Origin of the sequence: Polynucleobacter sphagniphilus (assembly GCF_029892205.1) — a bacterium.
Classification (GTDB): domain Bacteria; phylum Pseudomonadota; class Gammaproteobacteria; order Burkholderiales; family Burkholderiaceae; genus Polynucleobacter; species Polynucleobacter sphagniphilus.
In genome coordinates, this window is the sequence record NZ_JARXVX010000003.1 from 1 (window position 1) to 16,727 (window position 16,727).

The 16,727-nt window shown below is 42.2% G+C and carries 24 protein-coding genes and 1 tRNA gene; 18 read left to right on the top strand and 7 right to left on the bottom strand.

The window, feature by feature from the left end; translation table 11 throughout:
• Nucleotides 1-296, bottom strand: a 296-nt coding sequence (locus tag M2125_RS06775) for a hypothetical protein (protein ID WP_280742762.1), incomplete at its 3' end; no start/stop codon positions are given.
• A gap of 372 nt (nucleotides 297-668) precedes the next feature.
• Here M2125_RS06775 and M2125_RS06780 point away from each other — a divergent pair.
• The 8 genes from M2125_RS06780 (at nucleotide 669) to M2125_RS06815 (ending at nucleotide 6,853) form a co-directional block, all read left to right on the top strand.
• The gene (locus M2125_RS06780; protein ID WP_280742763.1) at nucleotides 669-1,109 is read left to right on the top strand and encodes a DUF6641 family protein; all 441 of its coding nucleotides are present in this window, start codon (nucleotides 669-671) and stop codon (nucleotides 1,107-1,109) included.
• Between the two features lie 45 nt (nucleotides 1,110-1,154).
• Nucleotides 1,155-1,301, top strand: coding sequence for a hypothetical protein (locus M2125_RS06785; RefSeq protein ID WP_198929323.1), 147 nt, complete (start codon nucleotides 1,155-1,157; stop codon nucleotides 1,299-1,301).
• Between the two features lie 2 nt (nucleotides 1,302-1,303).
• Nucleotides 1,304-1,468 carry a hypothetical protein gene (locus M2125_RS06790; RefSeq protein ID WP_280742764.1) on the top strand — a complete coding sequence of 55 codons (165 nt, stop codon included), beginning with the start codon at nucleotides 1,304-1,306 and terminating at the stop codon, nucleotides 1,466-1,468.
• Between the two features lie 18 nt (nucleotides 1,469-1,486).
• Nucleotides 1,487-1,771, top strand: a complete 285-nt coding sequence (locus M2125_RS06795) for a hypothetical protein (protein WP_076024475.1) — start codon at nucleotides 1,487-1,489, stop codon at nucleotides 1,769-1,771.
• Nucleotides 1,772-2,035: 264 nt separating this feature from the next.
• Nucleotides 2,036-4,243, top strand: a complete 2,208-nt coding sequence (locus M2125_RS06800; protein WP_280742765.1) for a beta strand repeat-containing protein — start codon at nucleotides 2,036-2,038, stop codon at nucleotides 4,241-4,243.
• A 189-nt stretch (nucleotides 4,244-4,432) separates the two neighbouring features.
• Nucleotides 4,433-6,304 carry an autotransporter domain-containing protein gene (locus M2125_RS06805; protein ID WP_280742766.1) on the top strand — a complete coding sequence of 624 codons (1,872 nt, stop codon included), beginning with the start codon at nucleotides 4,433-4,435 and terminating at the stop codon, nucleotides 6,302-6,304.
• 61 nt (nucleotides 6,305-6,365) lie between these two features.
• The gene (locus M2125_RS06810) at nucleotides 6,366-6,626 is read left to right on the top strand and encodes a hypothetical protein (protein WP_280742767.1); all 261 of its coding nucleotides are present in this window, start codon (nucleotides 6,366-6,368) and stop codon (nucleotides 6,624-6,626) included.
• A 151-nt stretch (nucleotides 6,627-6,777) separates the two neighbouring features.
• Nucleotides 6,778-6,853, top strand: a tRNA-Phe gene (locus M2125_RS06815).
• 131 nt (nucleotides 6,854-6,984) lie between these two features.
• On the opposite strand, the gene M2125_RS06820 is transcribed toward M2125_RS06815, so the two are convergent.
• From M2125_RS06820 to M2125_RS06830, 3 genes are all read right to left on the bottom strand, one after another.
• The gene (locus tag M2125_RS06820) at nucleotides 6,985-7,332 is read right to left on the bottom strand and encodes a DUF3024 domain-containing protein (RefSeq protein ID WP_072582001.1); all 348 of its coding nucleotides are present in this window, start codon (nucleotides 7,330-7,332) and stop codon (nucleotides 6,985-6,987) included.
• Nucleotides 7,333-7,435: 103 nt separating this feature from the next.
• On the bottom strand, nucleotides 7,436-7,747 hold the full coding sequence (locus M2125_RS06825; RefSeq protein ID WP_370623372.1) for a helix-turn-helix domain-containing protein: 312 nt from the start codon (nucleotides 7,745-7,747) through the stop codon (nucleotides 7,436-7,438).
• Entirely contained in the window at nucleotides 7,744-8,067 is a 324-nt protein-coding gene (locus tag M2125_RS06830; protein WP_072582000.1) for a type II toxin-antitoxin system RelE/ParE family toxin, read from the bottom strand. The genes M2125_RS06825 and M2125_RS06830 overlap by 4 nt, the downstream gene beginning before the upstream one ends.
• 212 nt (nucleotides 8,068-8,279) lie before the next feature.
• Here M2125_RS06830 and M2125_RS06835 point away from each other — a divergent pair, with 212 nt between their 5' ends.
• The 5 genes from M2125_RS06835 (at nucleotide 8,280) to M2125_RS06855 (ending at nucleotide 11,033) form a co-directional block, all read left to right on the top strand.
• On the top strand, nucleotides 8,280-8,813 hold the full coding sequence (locus M2125_RS06835; protein ID WP_076024473.1) for a hypothetical protein: 534 nt from the start codon (nucleotides 8,280-8,282) through the stop codon (nucleotides 8,811-8,813).
• Nucleotides 8,814-8,967: 154 nt separating this feature from the next.
• Entirely contained in the window at nucleotides 8,968-9,246 is a 279-nt protein-coding gene (locus tag M2125_RS06840) for a BrnT family toxin (RefSeq protein ID WP_076024671.1), read from the top strand.
• A gap of 11 nt (nucleotides 9,247-9,257) precedes the next feature.
• Nucleotides 9,258-9,467 (top strand): BrnA antitoxin family protein, encoded by a 210-nt coding sequence (locus M2125_RS06845; protein ID WP_076024670.1) that lies wholly within the window; start codon nucleotides 9,258-9,260, stop codon nucleotides 9,465-9,467.
• A 146-nt stretch (nucleotides 9,468-9,613) separates the two neighbouring features.
• The gene (locus tag M2125_RS06850) at nucleotides 9,614-10,366 is read left to right on the top strand and encodes a YoaK family protein (RefSeq protein ID WP_280742248.1); all 753 of its coding nucleotides are present in this window, start codon (nucleotides 9,614-9,616) and stop codon (nucleotides 10,364-10,366) included.
• A gap of 133 nt (nucleotides 10,367-10,499) precedes the next feature.
• Nucleotides 10,500-11,033, top strand: coding sequence for a hypothetical protein (locus M2125_RS06855; RefSeq protein WP_280742249.1), 534 nt, complete (start codon nucleotides 10,500-10,502; stop codon nucleotides 11,031-11,033).
• A 71-nt stretch (nucleotides 11,034-11,104) separates the two neighbouring features.
• Here M2125_RS06855 and M2125_RS06860 read toward each other — a convergent pair whose 3' ends face one another.
• Nucleotides 11,105-11,512 carry a GNAT family N-acetyltransferase gene (locus M2125_RS06860; RefSeq protein WP_280742250.1) on the bottom strand — a complete coding sequence of 136 codons (408 nt, stop codon included), beginning with the start codon at nucleotides 11,510-11,512 and terminating at the stop codon, nucleotides 11,105-11,107.
• 160 nt (nucleotides 11,513-11,672) lie between these two features.
• Between M2125_RS06860 and M2125_RS06865 the strand changes: the two genes are divergently transcribed.
• Nucleotides 11,673-12,863: an MFS transporter gene (locus M2125_RS06865; protein ID WP_280742768.1), complete on the top strand. Its 1,191-nt coding sequence runs from the start codon at nucleotides 11,673-11,675 to the stop codon at nucleotides 12,861-12,863.
• Between the two features lie 186 nt (nucleotides 12,864-13,049).
• On the top strand, nucleotides 13,050-13,619 hold the full coding sequence (locus M2125_RS06870; protein ID WP_280741606.1) for an SRPBCC family protein: 570 nt from the start codon (nucleotides 13,050-13,052) through the stop codon (nucleotides 13,617-13,619).
• Nucleotides 13,620-13,657: 38 nt separating this feature from the next.
• Here M2125_RS06870 and M2125_RS06875 read toward each other — a convergent pair whose 3' ends face one another.
• Both M2125_RS06875 and arsH read right to left on the bottom strand, forming a co-directional pair.
• On the bottom strand, nucleotides 13,658-14,413 hold the full coding sequence (locus M2125_RS06875) for a hypothetical protein (RefSeq protein WP_280741607.1): 756 nt from the start codon (nucleotides 14,411-14,413) through the stop codon (nucleotides 13,658-13,660).
• A gap of 51 nt (nucleotides 14,414-14,464) precedes the next feature.
• On the bottom strand, nucleotides 14,465-15,175 hold the full coding sequence (arsH, locus tag M2125_RS06880) for an arsenical resistance protein ArsH (protein ID WP_280741608.1): 711 nt from the start codon (nucleotides 15,173-15,175) through the stop codon (nucleotides 14,465-14,467).
• A 65-nt stretch (nucleotides 15,176-15,240) separates the two neighbouring features.
• Here arsH and M2125_RS06885 point away from each other — a divergent pair, with 65 nt between their 5' ends.
• Genes M2125_RS06885 through M2125_RS06895 form a run of 3 tightly spaced genes read left to right on the top strand, consistent with a single transcriptional unit; the run spans nucleotide 15,241 to nucleotide 16,714 of the window.
• On the top strand, nucleotides 15,241-15,570 hold the full coding sequence (locus tag M2125_RS06885) for an ArsR/SmtB family transcription factor (protein ID WP_280741609.1): 330 nt from the start codon (nucleotides 15,241-15,243) through the stop codon (nucleotides 15,568-15,570).
• Entirely contained in the window at nucleotides 15,567-16,046 is a 480-nt protein-coding gene (locus M2125_RS06890; RefSeq protein ID WP_425334216.1) for an arsenate reductase ArsC, read from the top strand. Before M2125_RS06885 ends, M2125_RS06890 begins: the two co-directional genes overlap by 4 nt.
• Nucleotides 16,043-16,714 (top strand): aquaporin, encoded by a 672-nt coding sequence (locus M2125_RS06895; RefSeq protein WP_280742769.1) that lies wholly within the window; start codon nucleotides 16,043-16,045, stop codon nucleotides 16,712-16,714. Before M2125_RS06890 ends, M2125_RS06895 begins: the two co-directional genes overlap by 4 nt.
• Nucleotides 16,715-16,727 lie beyond the last annotated feature (13 nt).

The following is a 16,727-nucleotide window of genomic DNA, read 5'->3' on the forward strand; positions in this document are numbered from 1 at the left end:
GTCACGCTGATTCTGAAACAGGTGGTCACGCTCACTCTGAAATGACCGGTCATTTGCCTGAAATGGGTGGTCACGCTGGCCTGAAATACGCAATCAAACTTCTTTAAAGTTCTAATTTGCTGATCCGATTTAGCGGTATGTTGAAATTGCTCATACTCATAAAAGTCCACTAGGTACTTTTGATTGGGATTGAGTAGTTCCACAGAGCCGTTATAGATAGCTCTGCGAAACAAGCCTTTACCAAATGGGGTGTTGTACTTCTCATTAATAAAACCTCTGATTGCGATTTCTCTCATTTATTTTCTCCTTGAGTTCTCGTTGCTAGTTGCTTGGTTGGTTACAAGAGAGATCAGAAGAGATCAGTTGCATTAAAAGTCGCAGATCTCAAAAGAGGAGTTACGAAGTCGTGTCGCTTAGTCAGAGTTACTCATTTGCCACTACGAGTAACTTACAAGCAACTACTCAAACTCAACTTTGCAACTTCTTTTTCTTTATGCGACATCTACTTTGTAACCAAGCAACTCGCAAAAATATTTATGACTGCCACAGAAAAACCATATTTTTTCTATCCAAAATGAGCCGTTTTCCACTAATAGCCAAAAAGAGGTCGACCAAATAAGCAGATCGAAAACAAACTACTTATGCCCATTAACTAATAGGAGAAAACAATGAGCGCATTAAGTAATTTAAAGTTAGTTGCAGTAAAAAAGCCAACTCACATGCCTGCAATCGTGATTCGTAGAAATAAGCTTTCTAGCAAGCTGTGGGAGCAAATCCAATTAGCTAAAAGTCAAATGGATGGCACACCCTTTGTTGTAACAAAGTTCAAGACCATTAAAGACAAAGAGACGGGGTTGCGTAAGCAAGTAGAAATGCCTAAGCGGTTAAAGCCCTGGTGGTTCCAGTCAGAACAAGGCAAAGTTTGTGTTTCTGTCAAATATGGAAGCTGGACAATTGAGCTTGCTAAAGGTAAGCCTAGTGTTGAGGTATCCAGTGGTCCAGAGCTAGTAAAGGCATTGGAGTCTATTAAGTCAGCTGTTGAGGCTGGTGAATTGGATTCTCAAATAGAAACTGCAAGTGCTAGCTTGCGAAGTGGGTTTAAGCGATAGCAATATAAGTGTCCAGCAACTAGACGCTGGACGCTAAATATTTATATGAAAAGATATAAGGCAACAGTAAATGCAAGCGGACTATGGGTTGAGACGATTCTCTTCGCTCAAAATCAAGCTCAAGCCTATGCACTCTTCAAGGCAATTTTCGGCGCTAGTAATGTGCCCCACCAACCATTACAGATTGGTTAACTATGAGATTCGATGAAATTGCGCCACAAAAGCCATTGAGCCCTGAGCAAGCTAGGCTCAAGTCAATGAAGGATCGTGTCAAGCGAGATCAAGAGGCCGTTAAGGCTGAGCGAGCTAGGCAGAAGATTAAGGCTGGGCAGCAAGAGCTTGGTAAAGTTGAGCTATGACTTCTAAGGGCTCAAAATATGAAATTAATAGTCTCTAAAATTATCGCCTCAGTCAACGAAATTGCAATTGATCTGAATGCCTCTAATTGGAGGCGAATAAAGGCGGAAATTGAGGCCGTTCAGGAGGAGGGGCGATGCGAGGATGTTGATGTAAGCTCCCAAAAGAAGTTTATCGACTGCTTTATTGGCAATGAGGAATTGCATGCGGAACTATTTGATATTTTGGCGTCTAATAATTTGGGCGAAGAGGAAGTCTTTTTAGATTCATCAAATGAGACTTTTGAGGGAAGGGTTGATGGTTAGTGGTTGCTCATAAGCCCTACCAAGCAGTTCAAACAACGACCGTAATGGCGACGTATACGGTGGGCTTGTAAATAAGCTGTTTGATACACAAAGACCCGCCGCAGTGATGTGAGCGGGTTTTTTGTTGTTTAACGGGAAATCTAACCAGGGTTAATACTCAAAATTGATAGTAGTTATTGTGATTCATATGGAATTTGGTGATACTAGGCTGCCAATACCTAGTTACTGAATTGGTTGGCTAGAAAAATCTAAGAAAAATAAAAAATGAAATTACTTAATATTAAAAATATCGCATTAGTAACCGGTTTTATTTTGTTTGCGATTGCCGATGTGAGCGCCCAAACTTGTTCGGGATCGAACATTGCTGTTGGCACCAGTCAGAGCTGTCCAACAGTAACAGTAGCTAGCGATATTAATTCAGTTACAAATGCCGGAACAATTGGCAGTGGAAACTTCGGCATTAATTTTTTTAGTAGTACATCTCCATCTAATATTACTGTTGGCACTATTACCAATGCGGCAACAGGATCGATTGGTTCCGGTTTTTATGGTATTTTGATTTACTCATCTGCGAGTGGAGCCAATAACTCAATCTACTCAACTATTAATGCGATCAATAATGCTGGCTCAATTTCAGGAAGTGGCTACGCCATTCTTAGTGACGCCGCTCTTGGTTGTCCTTCGGGCTGTAACAACAGTACCTCACATGTTTCCATTGGATCAATTACTAATACTGGAACAATAACGGGTACTGGATCTTACGGCATATTTAATACGGCCTCTGTTGGTGGGTTTGGCTATTCGGGTGTAAGCTCAACGGCCACAATTGGTTCAATTGTAAATTCAGGGACCATTAGCTCAAACTACGCCATATATAACTCTGGCAATAATATTTCTGGAACCAACACCGTTTTAGCAACCATTGACTCGATTCAAAATAGTGGCTCAATAACAGGTACAACATATGGAATTATTAATTCTGGATTGATCAACAGCATTGCTAATACCGGCTCAATTACTGCCGGAACCACCAACCCGCAAATGGGCATCAATAACAATGGCACTATTGGTAATTTGACCAATAGTGGTTCTGGTTTGATAAGTGGCTACATCGGCATTCAAAACGGCGGAACAATTAATGCTCTCACTAATACCGCAAGCATTACTGGCCCTGACTACGGGATTGTGAACTACGGAACAATTACCACGCTGAATAACGGACAGGGTGCTGGCAATACAAATGGCCCGCTAACTTTCTATCAAAATTTACCCACTAACTACAACATCATTATTAATAGCAAAACGAGCTATGGTCAGCTAGCCATAAATGGTATTAGTGGTGCCACCACTTTTGGCATCTACTCTGGTGGCGTTGCTGGTATAGCGGCATCTGTGCTGAATAAAGGCACCTATTCAAGCGTTTTGTCTGGCGTGTTATCAAGCAATCTTAATAACACCAAGGGTAATTACAACGGCTTTACTTGGAGCCTAAACAATTCTTCTGGAACTATTTGGGATTTAATTGTTACTGGCGCCTCCACAGCCGACACACAACAATCTCTCGTCAACACAGCATCCGCATTACAAAACACCTTCACACTTCAAAATACCGTTCTTGCTAATAGCTTTACTTACGACTGTAATGTGTTCGGTGCTAATAATGTTTGCGTATCTGCTGGTGGCCGCAATACCCAAGTATCAGCAGCCAACGGATTAAACAATACCAGCGCACTCTTAATTGCTGCTTATCGTGTAATGCCAACCGTTCGCGTTGGTGCGTACGCCGATCAGAACTTATCAGTGAACAATGCTGGTTCAACAGTGAACCTAGGTAACAACACACCACTCATCGGTTTATTCGGCGCTTGGAATGAAAGACTTGATGGCACTGGTACTGAAGTGAAAGTATCAGCCGCTTATGGTCAAAAGAACACCACCGTGAATCGTCAAATTGTTGGTTTGAGTGAGGCTGGTTCTGGATCATCACAGTTAAACAGCCAAGGCGCTCAAGTAACGGCTAAGTATGGCTTTGGTGTAGCGGAGAATACAATTGTTTCTCCTTATGTTGGTGTTCGTTACACACAAAACAATATGAATGGCTACTCAGAACAAGCTACTAGTTCTGTAACAGCACCACTGACATACTCAGCGGTAAACACAAACGCAACAACTGCTTTAGCGGGTGTTGGCGCTCAATATAGGTTCATCCCACAAGCCACTGTCTTTGCTAGTGCTGGCGTTGAAACAGATACCAATACCAGTAATGGCACTTACTCAGCTACAGGTGTTGCTGGACTCACTCCGATTAACTTCAACGCCAATCCAGTGAAGACAAGACCAACGGCTACTATAGGTGCTTACTATGATGTTGAGAAGAATCAGAGGATTGGTATCACTGGCATTTATAGGCAAGAGCCATACCAAGCCGTTCAAACAACGACTGTGATGGCGACCTATACGGTTGGTTTGTAAACAGCGTTAATTTGAATCAAACAAAAAACCACCTTCGGGTGGTTTTTTGTTGTTTAGCGGGGAATCTGTTTAGGGTTAACCCCCAAAATTGATAGTATTTATTGTGATTTACCCGGCACTTAGAGACAATCTAACCCCAAAGCCTGAGCGTAGAGCCAATTACAACAAACAGCCCAAGCAAAAATAACAATGAAATTATTTAACATTAAAAATATTGCTTTATCAATAAGCCTGGCTTTTCTAGTCATTGTGGATGTGAGTGCGCAAACTTGTTCTGGAGGAACAACTACGGTGAACTCCATCACAAATTCGCCGCTTTACCTGAATGACAGTAATTCTTGTGGCTATATAAGTTCATCAGGCTCAGTTACTTTCGTAAGTGCCGAAGGAATGATGTCAGATATTGATGGAGTTATTATTAGAAACAATGGGGTGATTGGAAGTTCGATTACATATGACTATGCTGGTCAAGTTGGTATCGAGATTGGAGGTGGCATAGCACAAACTTCAATTGCTTCTTTAGTTAATGCTGCCAGTATCAATGTTTCTCTCAATGGTATTAATCCATATGTTTGGGGGATAAGAAATTTTGACACTATTATTGCGCTGACTAACAGCGGAAGCATTATTACTTCCGCAAATGGCGCAAATGCCTACAGCATTGGGATTGAAAACAATGGCGCCATTACTTCGCTGACTAATAGCGGAAGTATTACTTCCTACACAAGCGGAATAAATTCATTTGGTTTCGGCATTGCGAATAATGGCACGATTGATGCTTTGAATAATGCTCAAGGAGGTAATCGTTCTTCGCTACCAACTACAGCTTTGACTTACACTGGCGCACTGCCCACCAACTACAACATTATCATCACGAGCCCGACACATTATGGTCAATTGGCTGTGACTGGTGGCTCTGGCACCACCACTTTTGGTATCTATGGAGGCGGAGCTGCTGGTATAGCAGCATCAATCTTGAGCAAGGGCACTTACTCGGCCGTTTTGTCTGGCGTTGCTGCTAGTAATATAATTGGCGCTACTAAGGGTGCTTATGGCGGACTAAATTGGACTTTGTCTGAAGTGAATTTAACTGGTGGCATTTGGGATTTGATTGTGAACGGCGCAACAGTTGCCGATACTCAGCAATCACTCGTTAACACAGCCTCTGCTCTACAAAATACCTTCACCCTACAAAACAACGTATTGGCTAATAGTTTTTCTTATGACTGTAATATCTTTGGTGAGAACGATGTGTGTGTAAGTGCTGGTGGTCGCAATACGGCCGTATCAGCAGCCAATGGATTGAATAACACCAGTGCTTTATTAATCGCGGCGTATCGCGTAATGCCATCTGTTCGTGTTGGTGCGTATGCTGACCAAAACTTATCAGTAAACAACGCAGGCTCCACCGTTAATCTTGGTAATAACACGCCACTCATTGGACTCTTTGGTGCTTGGAATGAGCGTCTAGATGGCACAGGTACAGAAGTCAAGGTATCAGCTGCTTATGGTCAAAAGAACACCACAGTGACTCGTCAAGTAGTCGGCACTAGTGAAGCGGGGTCGGGTTCATCACAGCTAAACAGTCAAGGGGCACAAGTAGCTGCGAAGTACGGCTTTGGTGTTGTTGAGAATGTCATCGTCTCACCATATGTTGGTGTTCGTTATACACAAAACAATATGAATGGTTACACCGAAGCTGCTAGCTCAACAGTCACAGCACCACTCACATACTCAGCACTCAATACAAACGCAACCACTGCTTTAGCTGGTGTTGGTGCTCAGTACAAGTTCATCCCACAAGCCACCGCTTTTGCTAGTGTTGGCGTTGAAACAGATACCAATACAAGTAATGGCACTTACTCAGCTACTGGCATTACAGGGCTTACTCCGATTAACTTCAATGCTAATCCTGTTAAGACTCGTCCAACAGCAATGCTTGGCGCATCTTACGATGTTGAGAAGAATCAGCGTTTAGGTGTAACTGGTATCTATCGTCAAGAAGCGTACCAAGCTACAGCATCCACTACTGTGATGGCTACTTATACAGTGGGTTTCTAATCAAACCCAATTAGCCTTAATCAATCAACCCGCCTAGTGCGGGTTTTTTGTTGTCTTGAATATGGGGTTTATTAAAGCGCAGGGTTTTTCACCTACAAAAAACCTGCTTTTGCTTAAAGCAACCCAGCTAAATATATTGATGCTGATTAAAGAAGTAGAAACTATCAAATCTATAAAGCCACTGACGCCACAGCAGCAGCGTATAGACACGCTTAAGCAACAAGTCAAGCGAGATCAGGAAGCCATTAAGGCAGAGCGACAGCGTCAACAAGTCGCTAAAGCACAGCAACAGCTACAGAAGGCCAGAGCTTTAAGACCGTAGAGTCTAAAAGCAATCCTCTATCCCACTTCCTACCGTAAACAGGATAGAAAATCCCCACCAAGCCGCAGGATCAATAGCTTTTTAGAAGAGTTAGCTACAGTAAGTACTTTTTAACAGCTTGATTACACTTTCATTTATAATTCCAAGTCTTGGCCTGGTAGCTCAGTCGGTAGAGCAGAGGATTGAAAATCCTTGTGTCGGTGGTTCGATTCCGCCCCGGGCCACCAAGAATTCAAAAAGAGAGCTTCTAGCTCTCTTTTTTCATTTGAAAGTTAGCATCGACACTATAAATCTTGTTTTTTATTCTGGAGTAGCTAATAGTCAAGGCAATGCAACTAGGGTGACTAACCCAAGCTTGTTATCCAAAGAAACAGCCATATTGATCGGCATCAATAACTTGTAGTGCCTCATTGAGATCTTTTGAGATTGGATTTGGCTCATAGGCTTGCCATTTTCCGCTGGCTCGCATCCAATAAATATGCCACAGAGCCTCAGACTGTATGTACCGAAATTTTACAAACGGTCGTCGAGTTAACTCTCCTGGTTTTCCACGCCACAAAGGGCGAACTTCAAAAACACTTACAGTCTGGCCATCGATTTCGTAATCGTAATCAAGATCTTTTTTGATTTCAAGTGGAGCCAGAAGCAGACACCACTGCCCGACCAAATAGTCAATATCCCCTAGCTGTTCAATGCTAAATGCCATATCTGATTAGTTGTCCCAGAAAGTAAAACTGATCAATCAATTTTATTTCAAACATAGCTATTATGAATTATGGGTGAAATGATTACAGTGGATATAGACGTCCTCAGACTAAATGAAGCTCAACTCTCTTGCCCAAGGCCGCCGCATACTTTCTTAGGGTAGTTAGGCTTGGGGAATGTTTGCCGGTAGCCAGAGAGCTTTCTAATCTAGCAATAGCTGGGGTTTGTGTTCCCATCTTTTTTGCCACTTGAGCTTGCGTTAATCCAGCCTCTTTCCTTGCCGTAAGAATCTCATCAAGAATAGCAAATTCAGTGCGATCAAGTTCTTTGACTGCGGCTTTTACAGCTGGCTTTTTAAGCATTTTGCTTATCATTTGTTTATGGGTAAGCATTTTTGTTTTCTTCTGTGTTGTCATTTTTTCCACTCCTTCATACGTGCTTTCGCAATCTTTAATTCTTTCTCAGGCGTCTTTTGAGTCTTCTTAATAAAGCTATGGAGCATCACTATTTCTTTCTCCACCATCGTACAAAAGAAAACTCGGGCGATACCTTCAGCCCCTTTAAGTCTTAATTCAAATAAGCCGCCGCCAAATGAATCCGTATGAGGCAAGCCTAAATTCGGCCCATGCTCAATCATTCGAGTGGTCAATCCAATATAGCGAGCTTGAAGCGTGTCGGGAAGATTCATAATGTCTTCTTGAACCTGCTCGCTGTAATAAAGGATGGAATAGCTCATCCGTGTATGTTAACAAATTTGTTAACATTGAGCAAGAGTAAATTGTCTTTTAAAGCAACAGTCTAGAGGCGGAATTAAACATCCTAGGTCCTGGTCTATTCCGAGCCGGGCCACCGAGAAACACCAAACTACCTTCGGGTGGTTTTTTCATTTGTAAGAATAAGCCTTTAGTCTAATATTGAAGAATTCAACTTTAGTAATTAGGGCAAAAAATGAATTTTCACTTCAATAGATATTTCTTAATATCAGGCTTATTGATGCTGATGTGTGGATTATTGGTGCCCATTTACTCACCTTACGCAATTGCCCAAATCGGAATATTACAAGCCCATTTAATTGGCGTCGTTCAGGCGCTAGTATTCTTTGCATTTGCTTGGATGTGGCCACAATTAACGTTGCCAGTTTTTTCAAAAAAGATTGCGACTATCTCTCTCTATATTTCACTGTGGGCCAATTGGCTGGGCACTTTTTTTGTAGGTGTTTTTGGTGCCGGTAAAGAGCAATATATTGTTCATCAAGATTTAGTGCCAGGAGCGACAGGCTTTTGGAATGTTGTAACTTTATTGCTGATTAATCTATCTCTCTTGGCAGTACTTGCAACTTTATTGGCCATTGCGGGCTTTTTAAAATATGACTGTTTAGTTCGTCGAGTTAAGACAATGAATTACACCTCATTAGCATTATTCTTAGCTTGTATTGGAATTGCCTTATTTCAAACCTTTAATCCGGAGTATTCGAACGGATAGCTCTGTTTTGGCCCTGGTCGACTTCGCCCCGGCCACCAAGAAACACCAAAACCACCTTCGGGTGGTTTTTTCATTTAGTCCTGCGGAAAGGTTGCGTGAACCAGAATTTTTAAGCCTGGTTGCTTACCCCAAATAATATATGTACAATGTACATATGACTTCATTGCGATTTGAATGGGAACCCAGAAAAGCATCAGCCAATCTGAAGAAACACGGCATTTCTTTTGAAGAGGCGAAATCTGTTTTTTATGATGAAAGTGCTAAGTTAATTTCCGATCCCGATCATTCGGAGGATGAAGACAGATTTATCTTGCTGGGAGTAAGCCATTCTCTTCGTGTAGTTTTGGTTTGTCATTGCTATCGAAGGGAAGGCAATGTTGTCCGTATTATTTCGGCTCGTAAGGCAACTCCTAAAGAGTCAAAAGCTTATTAAAGGTGATGAAAATGCGTAAAGAATATGATTTCTCAAAAGCCCGTAAAAATCCATATGCTTCTATGCTCAAGAAGCCCATTACGATTAGATTGGATGAGGATTCAGTGAGTTACTTCAAGTCTGTATCAGAAGAGGTGGGCATTCCTTATCAAAGCCTCATTAACCTTTATTTGAGAGATTGTGCGGCATCTCGTAAGAAGTTAAACCTTAGCTGGAAGTAGTCTAGCTAGGATTGGGCATCCTAGGCTCTGGTCGATTCCGCCCCGGGCCACCAAGAAATACCAAAACCACCTTCGGGTGGTTTTTTAATTTATGGGCGCGCCCACCTTGATTTGTTGAAAGCCCTAAGTCGTAGAATGTAGCTTAGATGCCTATTAAGTTCATTCAGCTGTTAACTAGCGCCCAAAGGTCTCATAAGGCCAACATTCAATTGGGTGCTTATATGGCCTTTGTGGCAGGCGCCGTTAATGCTGGCGGGTTTTTGGCAATCGCTCGCTACACATCTCATATGAGCGGCATCATTTCTGCTATCGGCGATGATCTTGCCCTCAATAACTTTATTTCAGTCTTGGGCGGTATATCTCTATTGCTCTCATTTTTATTTGGCGCCGCAACGACTGCCATTATTGTTAACTGGGGGCACAGGAGAAAAATTCATAGTGAGTTTGCTTTGCCATTATTGCTTGAGGCCATCTTGTTGCTGGTATTCGGGCTTGTTGGAGCAAACTTAAATTTGTATTTGCCTTTAACGGTCCCAGCTATTGCTCTACTCCTTTGTTTTGTAATGGGCTTACAAAATGCAATTGTCACTAAGGCCTCGCACGCAGAGATTAGAACGACTCATATGACGGGCGTTATCACTGACATAGGCATTGAACTTGGTAAGTTGGTTTATTGGAATAAGTCCCAAGAGGCCAATGTGAGTGGTTATGTCAAAGCCAATCGAGAAAAGCTCAAAACCCATTTATGCATTTTTGGAATGTTTTTAATTGGCGGTATTGTTGGCGCGGTTAGCTTTAAGAAGGTTGGCTATATTTCGGTGGTGCCGCTATCCCTTTCTCTAGTTTTGATCGCTGGTTTACAGATTTATCGAGACATTAGGGCGATCATGAAGGGTTGAGAACCCTCAGCCCTAGTTGATTCGGTCCCAGGTCACCATTAAATACCGCGCCTACCATTGGGTAGATTGGATATTGGTAGGCGCAGCGTTAGACTAATATTCAGATGTTTAACTTTTGTAGATGAGACAAATAATGAATTTTCAATTTGATAGATATTTCTTAATATCAGGCCTATTGATGTTGATGTGTGGTTTATTGGCTCCCATTTACTCGCCTTACGCAATCGCCCAAATTGGCCTACTACAAGCCCATTTAATTGGTGCCGTTCAGGCGCTCGTATTTTTCGCATTTGCTTGGATGTGGCCACAATTAACTTTGCCAGATTTTTCAAAAAAGATTGCGACCATCTCTCTGTATGTTTCATTGTGGGCTAATTGGTTAGGCACTTTTTTTGTCGGTGTTTTTGGTGCTGGCAAGGAGCAATATATTGTTCACCAAGATCTAGTGCCGGGGGCGACAGGATTTTGGAATGTTGTAACTCTATTACTAATTAACCTATCGCTCTTGGCTGTGCTTACGACTTTGTTGGCTATTGCGGGATTTCTAAAGTTCGACGTTTTGGTTCGTCGGGCCAAGACAGTAAATTATGTCTCCCTAGCATTATTCTTGGCCTGTATTGGAATTGCTCTGTTTCAAACTTTTAATCCAGAGTATTCGAACGGATAACTAAGATGTATGCTCTGGTCGATTCCGCCCCGGCCACCAAGAATCTCAATAGCCCACTTGTTGGGCTATTTTTATTTCACACCCTTCTTCAGGATCCAGGCACTTGGGTGTTGTTCAAAACCAAGGGGCCCATAGTATTCTCTTGCCTTTGGGGCGGCCAGTAAAACCAACATACATTCTGGCTCGAGATCTGATTTAGTTTTCTCAATCAATTGCTTTCCAATGCCCTGCTTTTGATATTGAACATCTACAGCTAGATCAGATAGATACGCAACATATGAGAAATCAGTTAATGACCTAGCAATACCTACTAACTTATCGCCATCCCAGGCTGAAATAATCAGATTGGCATACTTATACATATTCTCAAATGCTTTGCGATTATGAATGGGGCGCCTTTCCCCAAGTGTCGACCTGATGTATAAATCGATTGCTTGATCAGCAGAGATATTGGTCGAACTGGAATAGGCGATTTTCATAGCTTTACACTTAATAAAATACCAGTCTATATAGTCCTAGTAAAAAAGTAAAACCAGGACCGAGCATCCTTAGCCTTGGTCGATTCCGCCCCGGGCCACCAAGAAATACCAAAACCACCTTCGGGTGGTTTTTTCATTTGGGCTCGGTTATATTGTTGCTATGAAAGCGCTCAAGAAAAGAATCCTGGGGTCTTGTTGTGGTGCCCATATTCTTCATGATGGATATACCGACCTACTGTATGTCATGTTTCCCATTTGGCAAATGGCATTTGGTCTATCGCTTGCTGAAGTTGGCTCTTTAAAGACTTTATATTCGGGGGCGATGGCTTCCTTACAAGTTCCATCAAGCATGTTGTCAGAAAAGGTCGGTGAAAAACGCCTATTGCTATTCGGCACTCTGATTGCGGCAATTGGGTTTTTATTGTCTGGTTGGACTACCAGTTTTTTAGGTTTGGCGGCCTGTTTAATTCTTAGTGGTATTGGCGCAAGTGTTCAACACCCCCTCTCCTCCTCATTAACTTCCCATGCTTTTGAAGGCTCGGAATTAAGGGGTGCTCTGAGCACATATAACTTTTCTGGCGATATAGGGAAGGTGTTATTGCCATCACTCTGTGCGGCTTTATTGGCAGTCTGGGATTGGCATACCGTAACCAGCGTGATGGGGCTCTTGGGATTGTTGGCTGTAATGTTCTTAGCAGTTGTTCTACCTAAAACAACAGTTACCAATCACTCTAAGACCCAGTTAAATAAGGCATCAAGTGATACAAGCGGAAAAGGTGCAGGCAGCAACTTTCTTAATCTAGGCTTTATTTCTTTATCGTCAATTGCTGCTATCGATAGCGCTACTCGTATGGGGTTTCTAACACTACTACCTTTTTTATTAATGTCTAAAGGCGCCACAGTCACGCAGGTAGGCTTTGCGCTGAGTTTAACTTTTGCTGGTGGCGCCGCAGGTAAATTTGTTTGCGGGTTTATCGCAGCTCGATTTGGCGTAATCAAAACCACTTTAATAACAGAGATTGCTACGTCTATTCTGATGGCTTTAACCTTGCCGCTAAATGTTGATGTTGTTATGTTGATGCTGCCATTAGTTGGTGTTGCCTTAAATGGAAAATCCTCTGGGCTTTATGGAACTGTCCCCGAGTTAGTTCCACCGCACATGCGATCAAGAGCATTTGGAGTGTTTTATACAGTAACAATTGGTTCTGGTGCTATTTCACCCCTTGTTTATGGTTTTGTCGGCGATAGGCTGGGAGTCCCTAATACTATTGCCCTAATTGCTGGCTCAGTATTAATGGTGCTACCGCTGACTTTGGGTTTGAAAAAAGTCTTTAGAAGATTACAAGTCTAGAGCTAGGATTGGATATCTTTAGGCTTGGTCGATTCCGCCTCAGGCCACCAAGATTCAAAAAGAGAGCTTCTAGCTCTCTTTTTTCATTTCCACCCTAGCCATTTGTCTCTAAGTTAAGCGATGGTGCGCCCACCTTAGTTCTAGCGCCTTATGTCGTTGCCTAGAGCTTCCAATCTAAACGTCAGGATGAGTAATCCTGTCCTACCGTTTCTGCTATGCAAGTGGTCTTGTTCGGGGTATGCTCAAGAGAACGCAAATCCTTTTGATGTTCAGGTTAGCGTAAGTCCAATGGAAGGACGTTTTCAGATTCAAGCAAGTTACGTTGTTCCAATAGACATCTGTAATGCTTTCTCCTTCATCACCGCATATGAGGGCGCAAAAAATATTCCTGGAATACTGGAATCAAAAGTGATTTCTAGGGCGGGCAACAAGGTGCGGGTTTACAGGGTAGTTGAAGAAAATGTACTCTTTTTTCCTATCGAGATGAAATCAGTTATGGAATATACAGAGACACCAAATCGACTATTAAATTTTGAGCAAATCAGTGGCGACACAAAGTTTTATAAGGGTAGTTGGAGATTGACTTCAGACAAGGTCAATACGAGTTTTAAGTATGAAGCAATAGTAGAGCCCGACTCATTCATTCCATCCGCCGTGATTGAGTATTTCATGAAAAATAGTATTCGCGGACGATTTGAGTTAATGGCTCAAAGAGCTTCTCAACATAAGGCCGTTGAAAAGCTGGCTTGTAAATAGCTCTTACGACTTGGTCAATGTCGTTTAAAACAACATTACTAACTAAAGCTCAGTGAGGCTATGAGCTTAATAACCCAATTATCACTATTGGCTGTAACACCTTTACCAACCCCAAAGTTAAGCGATGATTTGCCATGCTTGGCATCTAGGACTAAGTAAGCAGTATGGGGCTGTTGAGTGATGTTGTACAAACTTTTATTGGGTAGGTTATCTCCGTAATACTCCATGCCAACATCAACCGTAGACGTTATCCCATAAACCGCTTTAGCTGATGGTGAGAATGTGGCTGAGCTATTTTTATTCAAGGCCACATCAATGCTTGGGTTGATAGTAAACCGCCAATCTTGAAGTTGTAGAGCAAGAATGGGTGTTAGCTCGTAATAAGTGGTTTGATTGCCGCCTATATCTTTGATGTAATTAATCTCATTCTTCACCCCGTAATGCCACAAGCCCTCTTCATCATGGGTGGGAATATACACATGGCCTACCTTCCCGCCATTGATATAACTCACGCCGTTGTAGTTGCTCAAGTAGATGTTGGCACCAATCTCACTATTACGGGCAATACCATACCCATATTCAAGCCGCGTTTGAAATACATTGGTCTTGAGGCCCTGTGATGCTGGTGCTTGAAATAGATTTGTTTCTACTTCATAGGCAGATTCTTGATATTCCGCAATAAGCTCATCATGCACCTTGATTTCAAAAGGAGCGGCAATCGCGAAGCCGTCAGCAATCCATAGTAAGTAGGGCGCTAATTTAAGGAGATTAAATGGATTGCGAAAAAAAGACACTTCGCGATCATAAAGGATCAGTATGAAATGTCGTTTTAAACGACATTTCAATCAAATAGCTCTTTGATTAACCCGCTTGGATAATTCCTCGGCTGACTCTTTTCGCTCACTGTAGCGATCAGTCAAATAGCCAGAAACTGAGCGAGTCAATAAGGTGAACTTAACCAGCTCCTCCATGACATCAACCACGCGATCGTAATTAGCTGAAGGTTTCATTCGATTGTTGTCATCAAACTCTAAAAATGCTTTGGGTACTGACGATTGATTGGGAATCGTGATCATCCGCATCCATCTGCCTAGGATTCTCATTTGATTAACCGCATTAAAAGATTGCGAACCACCACTCACTTGTAATAAAGCAAGCGTCTTACCTTGTGAAGGTCTGACAGCACCAACGCTAAGCGGTATCCAATCAATTTGAGATTTCATCAGCCCTGTCATTGCGCCATGACGCTCGGGACTACTCCAAACCATTCCTTCTGACCATTGAACGAGTTCTCTGAGTTCTACTACTTTGGGATGTGTTTCAGGAGCATCATCAACTTGTGGTAATCCATGGGGATTAAAAAACTTAGTTTCACAGCCCATTGCCTTTAATATTCTTTCGGCTTCTTCCGCTAGAAGGCGACTAAAAGATCTTTCTCTCAATGATCCATATAAAAGCAAAATCTTAGGGGGATGACTCTGTAAAGCTTTGTTTTGGAATTCATCAAGATTTGGCTTGTGAAATAGTGCTTTATCGATATTGGGAAGGTCGTTCATGGACGCTCATTAAGCAAAAATTAGATTTCATAAAATTGTCACAATAATTCTATTATCATCGAATTATGAAAAATACAGACGCTGTAAGTGCATTTGTAGCTCTTGGACAAGAGTCCCGCCTTAATGTATTTCGTTTAATTGTCCAAAAGGGTGACAAGGGTTTAACCCCATCTCAAATACATGAGATGTTGGGCATTCCAAATGCCACCCTCAGTTTTCATTTGAAAGAGCTCTATCAAGCCAACTTAATTTCGGTAGAGCGTCAAAGTCGTAATCTTATCTATCGCCCTAATGCAGATTTGGTCCAAGAGCTAAGCAAGTTCTTGTTAGACAACTGTTGCGGCGGTAAACCCTGCTCACTCGTTAAATCCTCTAAAAAGGTTAAATCGCTATGAAGTCATACAACATTCTGTTTTTGTGCACACACAACTCAGCTCGCTCGATTATTGGTGAGGCGCTGGCATCTACTCATCCAAGTGGAAAATTTAAAGGTTTTTCTGCAGGCTCCACTCCGGGTACAAGCGTAAATCCCATTGCCGCTGACATTGCCGCAGAATTGGGAATGGATCGCACTTTGCTAAAGTCAAAAAGTTGGGATGTGTATGGTCAACCTGACGCCCCCAAGATGGATTTCGTAATTACTGTTTGTGACAATGCGGCGGGTGAACAATGTCCATTTTGGCCTGGACAGCCAGCTACTGCTCACTGGGGATTTCCTGATCCATCACAAGTGCAGGGTACAGACTTGGAAAAGCGACGTGCATTTAATGATGTAATGAATGGCCTCAAAAGACGCTTAGACATCATGGCGGCTATGTCACTAGATAAATTAGATTCAATGAGCCTTAAAGAGATCCACACTAAAGCATGAGAAGTTATGTAAGTGAGTTTGTAGGTACAGCCTTGCTATTAGCAATAGTGGCAGGGTCAGGTTTTATGGGCGAATCATTGGGTGCTGGTAATGCCGCTGTAGCTTTACTTGGAAACAGTATTGCTACTGGGGCAGGACTCTACGCTTTAATTGTTTTACTAGGACCCATCTCGGGCGCTCACTTTAATCCCGTTGTCACTTTGATGTTTTGGAAACTAGGCCATATCAAAGCGCCAAAGATGTTGGGTTACTGGGTATGTCAGTTTACAGGCGCTATTGCTGGTATCTGGCTCACACATTTAATGTTTAGCTTACCCATTATTCAAGAGTCAACCAAGGTCAGAACAGGATTGGGTATTTGGGTTAGTGAGCTTATATCTACTCTTGTATTGCTCTCAGTAATACATATTGGCGACAAGGAAGCCAAAGATAAGGTGCCAATGTTAGTTGCTTTAACAGTAACAGCAGGTTATTGGTTTACTTCATCTACTTTCTTTAGCAATCCAGCAGTGGCAGTAGCTAGAAGTTTTACGAATACCTTTGTTGGTATTGCTCCATCAAGTGTGTTTGGATTTGTTATTGCTGAAGTCGTTGCGGCATTGCTGGTTTTAGGAATTCTTGCTCTAGTTGAGCCGAAAGATAGTAAGAGCTATACAAGGGGCTTGTAGTGGTAATGTCCTT

Coding starts and splice junctions, on each gene's coding strand:
- M2125_RS06780 (WP_280742763.1), top strand. CDS start 669: ATGAGCGCATTAAGTAATTTAAAGTTAGTTGCAGTAAAAAAGCCAACT.
- M2125_RS06785 (WP_198929323.1), top strand. CDS start 1,155: ATGAAAAGATATAAGGCAACAGTAAATGCAAGCGGACTATGGGTTGAG.
- M2125_RS06790 (WP_280742764.1), top strand. CDS start 1,304: ATGAGATTCGATGAAATTGCGCCACAAAAGCCATTGAGCCCTGAGCAA.
- M2125_RS06795 (WP_076024475.1), top strand. CDS start 1,487: ATGAAATTAATAGTCTCTAAAATTATCGCCTCAGTCAACGAAATTGCA.
- M2125_RS06800 (WP_280742765.1), top strand. CDS start 2,036: ATGAAATTACTTAATATTAAAAATATCGCATTAGTAACCGGTTTTATT.
- M2125_RS06805 (WP_280742766.1), top strand. CDS start 4,433: ATGAAATTATTTAACATTAAAAATATTGCTTTATCAATAAGCCTGGCT.
- M2125_RS06810 (WP_280742767.1), top strand. CDS start 6,366: ATGGGGTTTATTAAAGCGCAGGGTTTTTCACCTACAAAAAACCTGCTT.
- M2125_RS06820 (WP_072582001.1), bottom strand. CDS start 7,332: ATGGCATTTAGCATTGAACAGCTAGGGGATATTGACTATTTGGTCGGG.
- M2125_RS06825 (WP_370623372.1), bottom strand. CDS start 7,747: ATGACAACACAGAAGAAAACAAAAATGCTTACCCATAAACAAATGATA.
- M2125_RS06830 (WP_072582000.1), bottom strand. CDS start 8,067: ATGAGCTATTCCATCCTTTATTACAGCGAGCAGGTTCAAGAAGACATT.
- M2125_RS06835 (WP_076024473.1), top strand. CDS start 8,280: ATGAATTTTCACTTCAATAGATATTTCTTAATATCAGGCTTATTGATG.
- M2125_RS06840 (WP_076024671.1), top strand. CDS start 8,968: ATGACTTCATTGCGATTTGAATGGGAACCCAGAAAAGCATCAGCCAAT.
- M2125_RS06845 (WP_076024670.1), top strand. CDS start 9,258: ATGCGTAAAGAATATGATTTCTCAAAAGCCCGTAAAAATCCATATGCT.
- M2125_RS06850 (WP_280742248.1), top strand. CDS start 9,614: ATGCCTATTAAGTTCATTCAGCTGTTAACTAGCGCCCAAAGGTCTCAT.
- M2125_RS06855 (WP_280742249.1), top strand. CDS start 10,500: ATGAATTTTCAATTTGATAGATATTTCTTAATATCAGGCCTATTGATG.
- M2125_RS06860 (WP_280742250.1), bottom strand. CDS start 11,512: ATGAAAATCGCCTATTCCAGTTCGACCAATATCTCTGCTGATCAAGCA.
- M2125_RS06865 (WP_280742768.1), top strand. CDS start 11,673: ATGAAAGCGCTCAAGAAAAGAATCCTGGGGTCTTGTTGTGGTGCCCAT.
- M2125_RS06870 (WP_280741606.1), top strand. CDS start 13,050: ATGAGTAATCCTGTCCTACCGTTTCTGCTATGCAAGTGGTCTTGTTCG.
- arsH (WP_280741608.1), bottom strand. CDS start 15,175: ATGAACGACCTTCCCAATATCGATAAAGCACTATTTCACAAGCCAAAT.
- M2125_RS06885 (WP_280741609.1), top strand. CDS start 15,241: ATGAAAAATACAGACGCTGTAAGTGCATTTGTAGCTCTTGGACAAGAG.
- M2125_RS06890 (WP_425334216.1), top strand. CDS start 15,567: ATGAAGTCATACAACATTCTGTTTTTGTGCACACACAACTCAGCTCGC.
- M2125_RS06895 (WP_280742769.1), top strand. CDS start 16,043: ATGAGAAGTTATGTAAGTGAGTTTGTAGGTACAGCCTTGCTATTAGCA.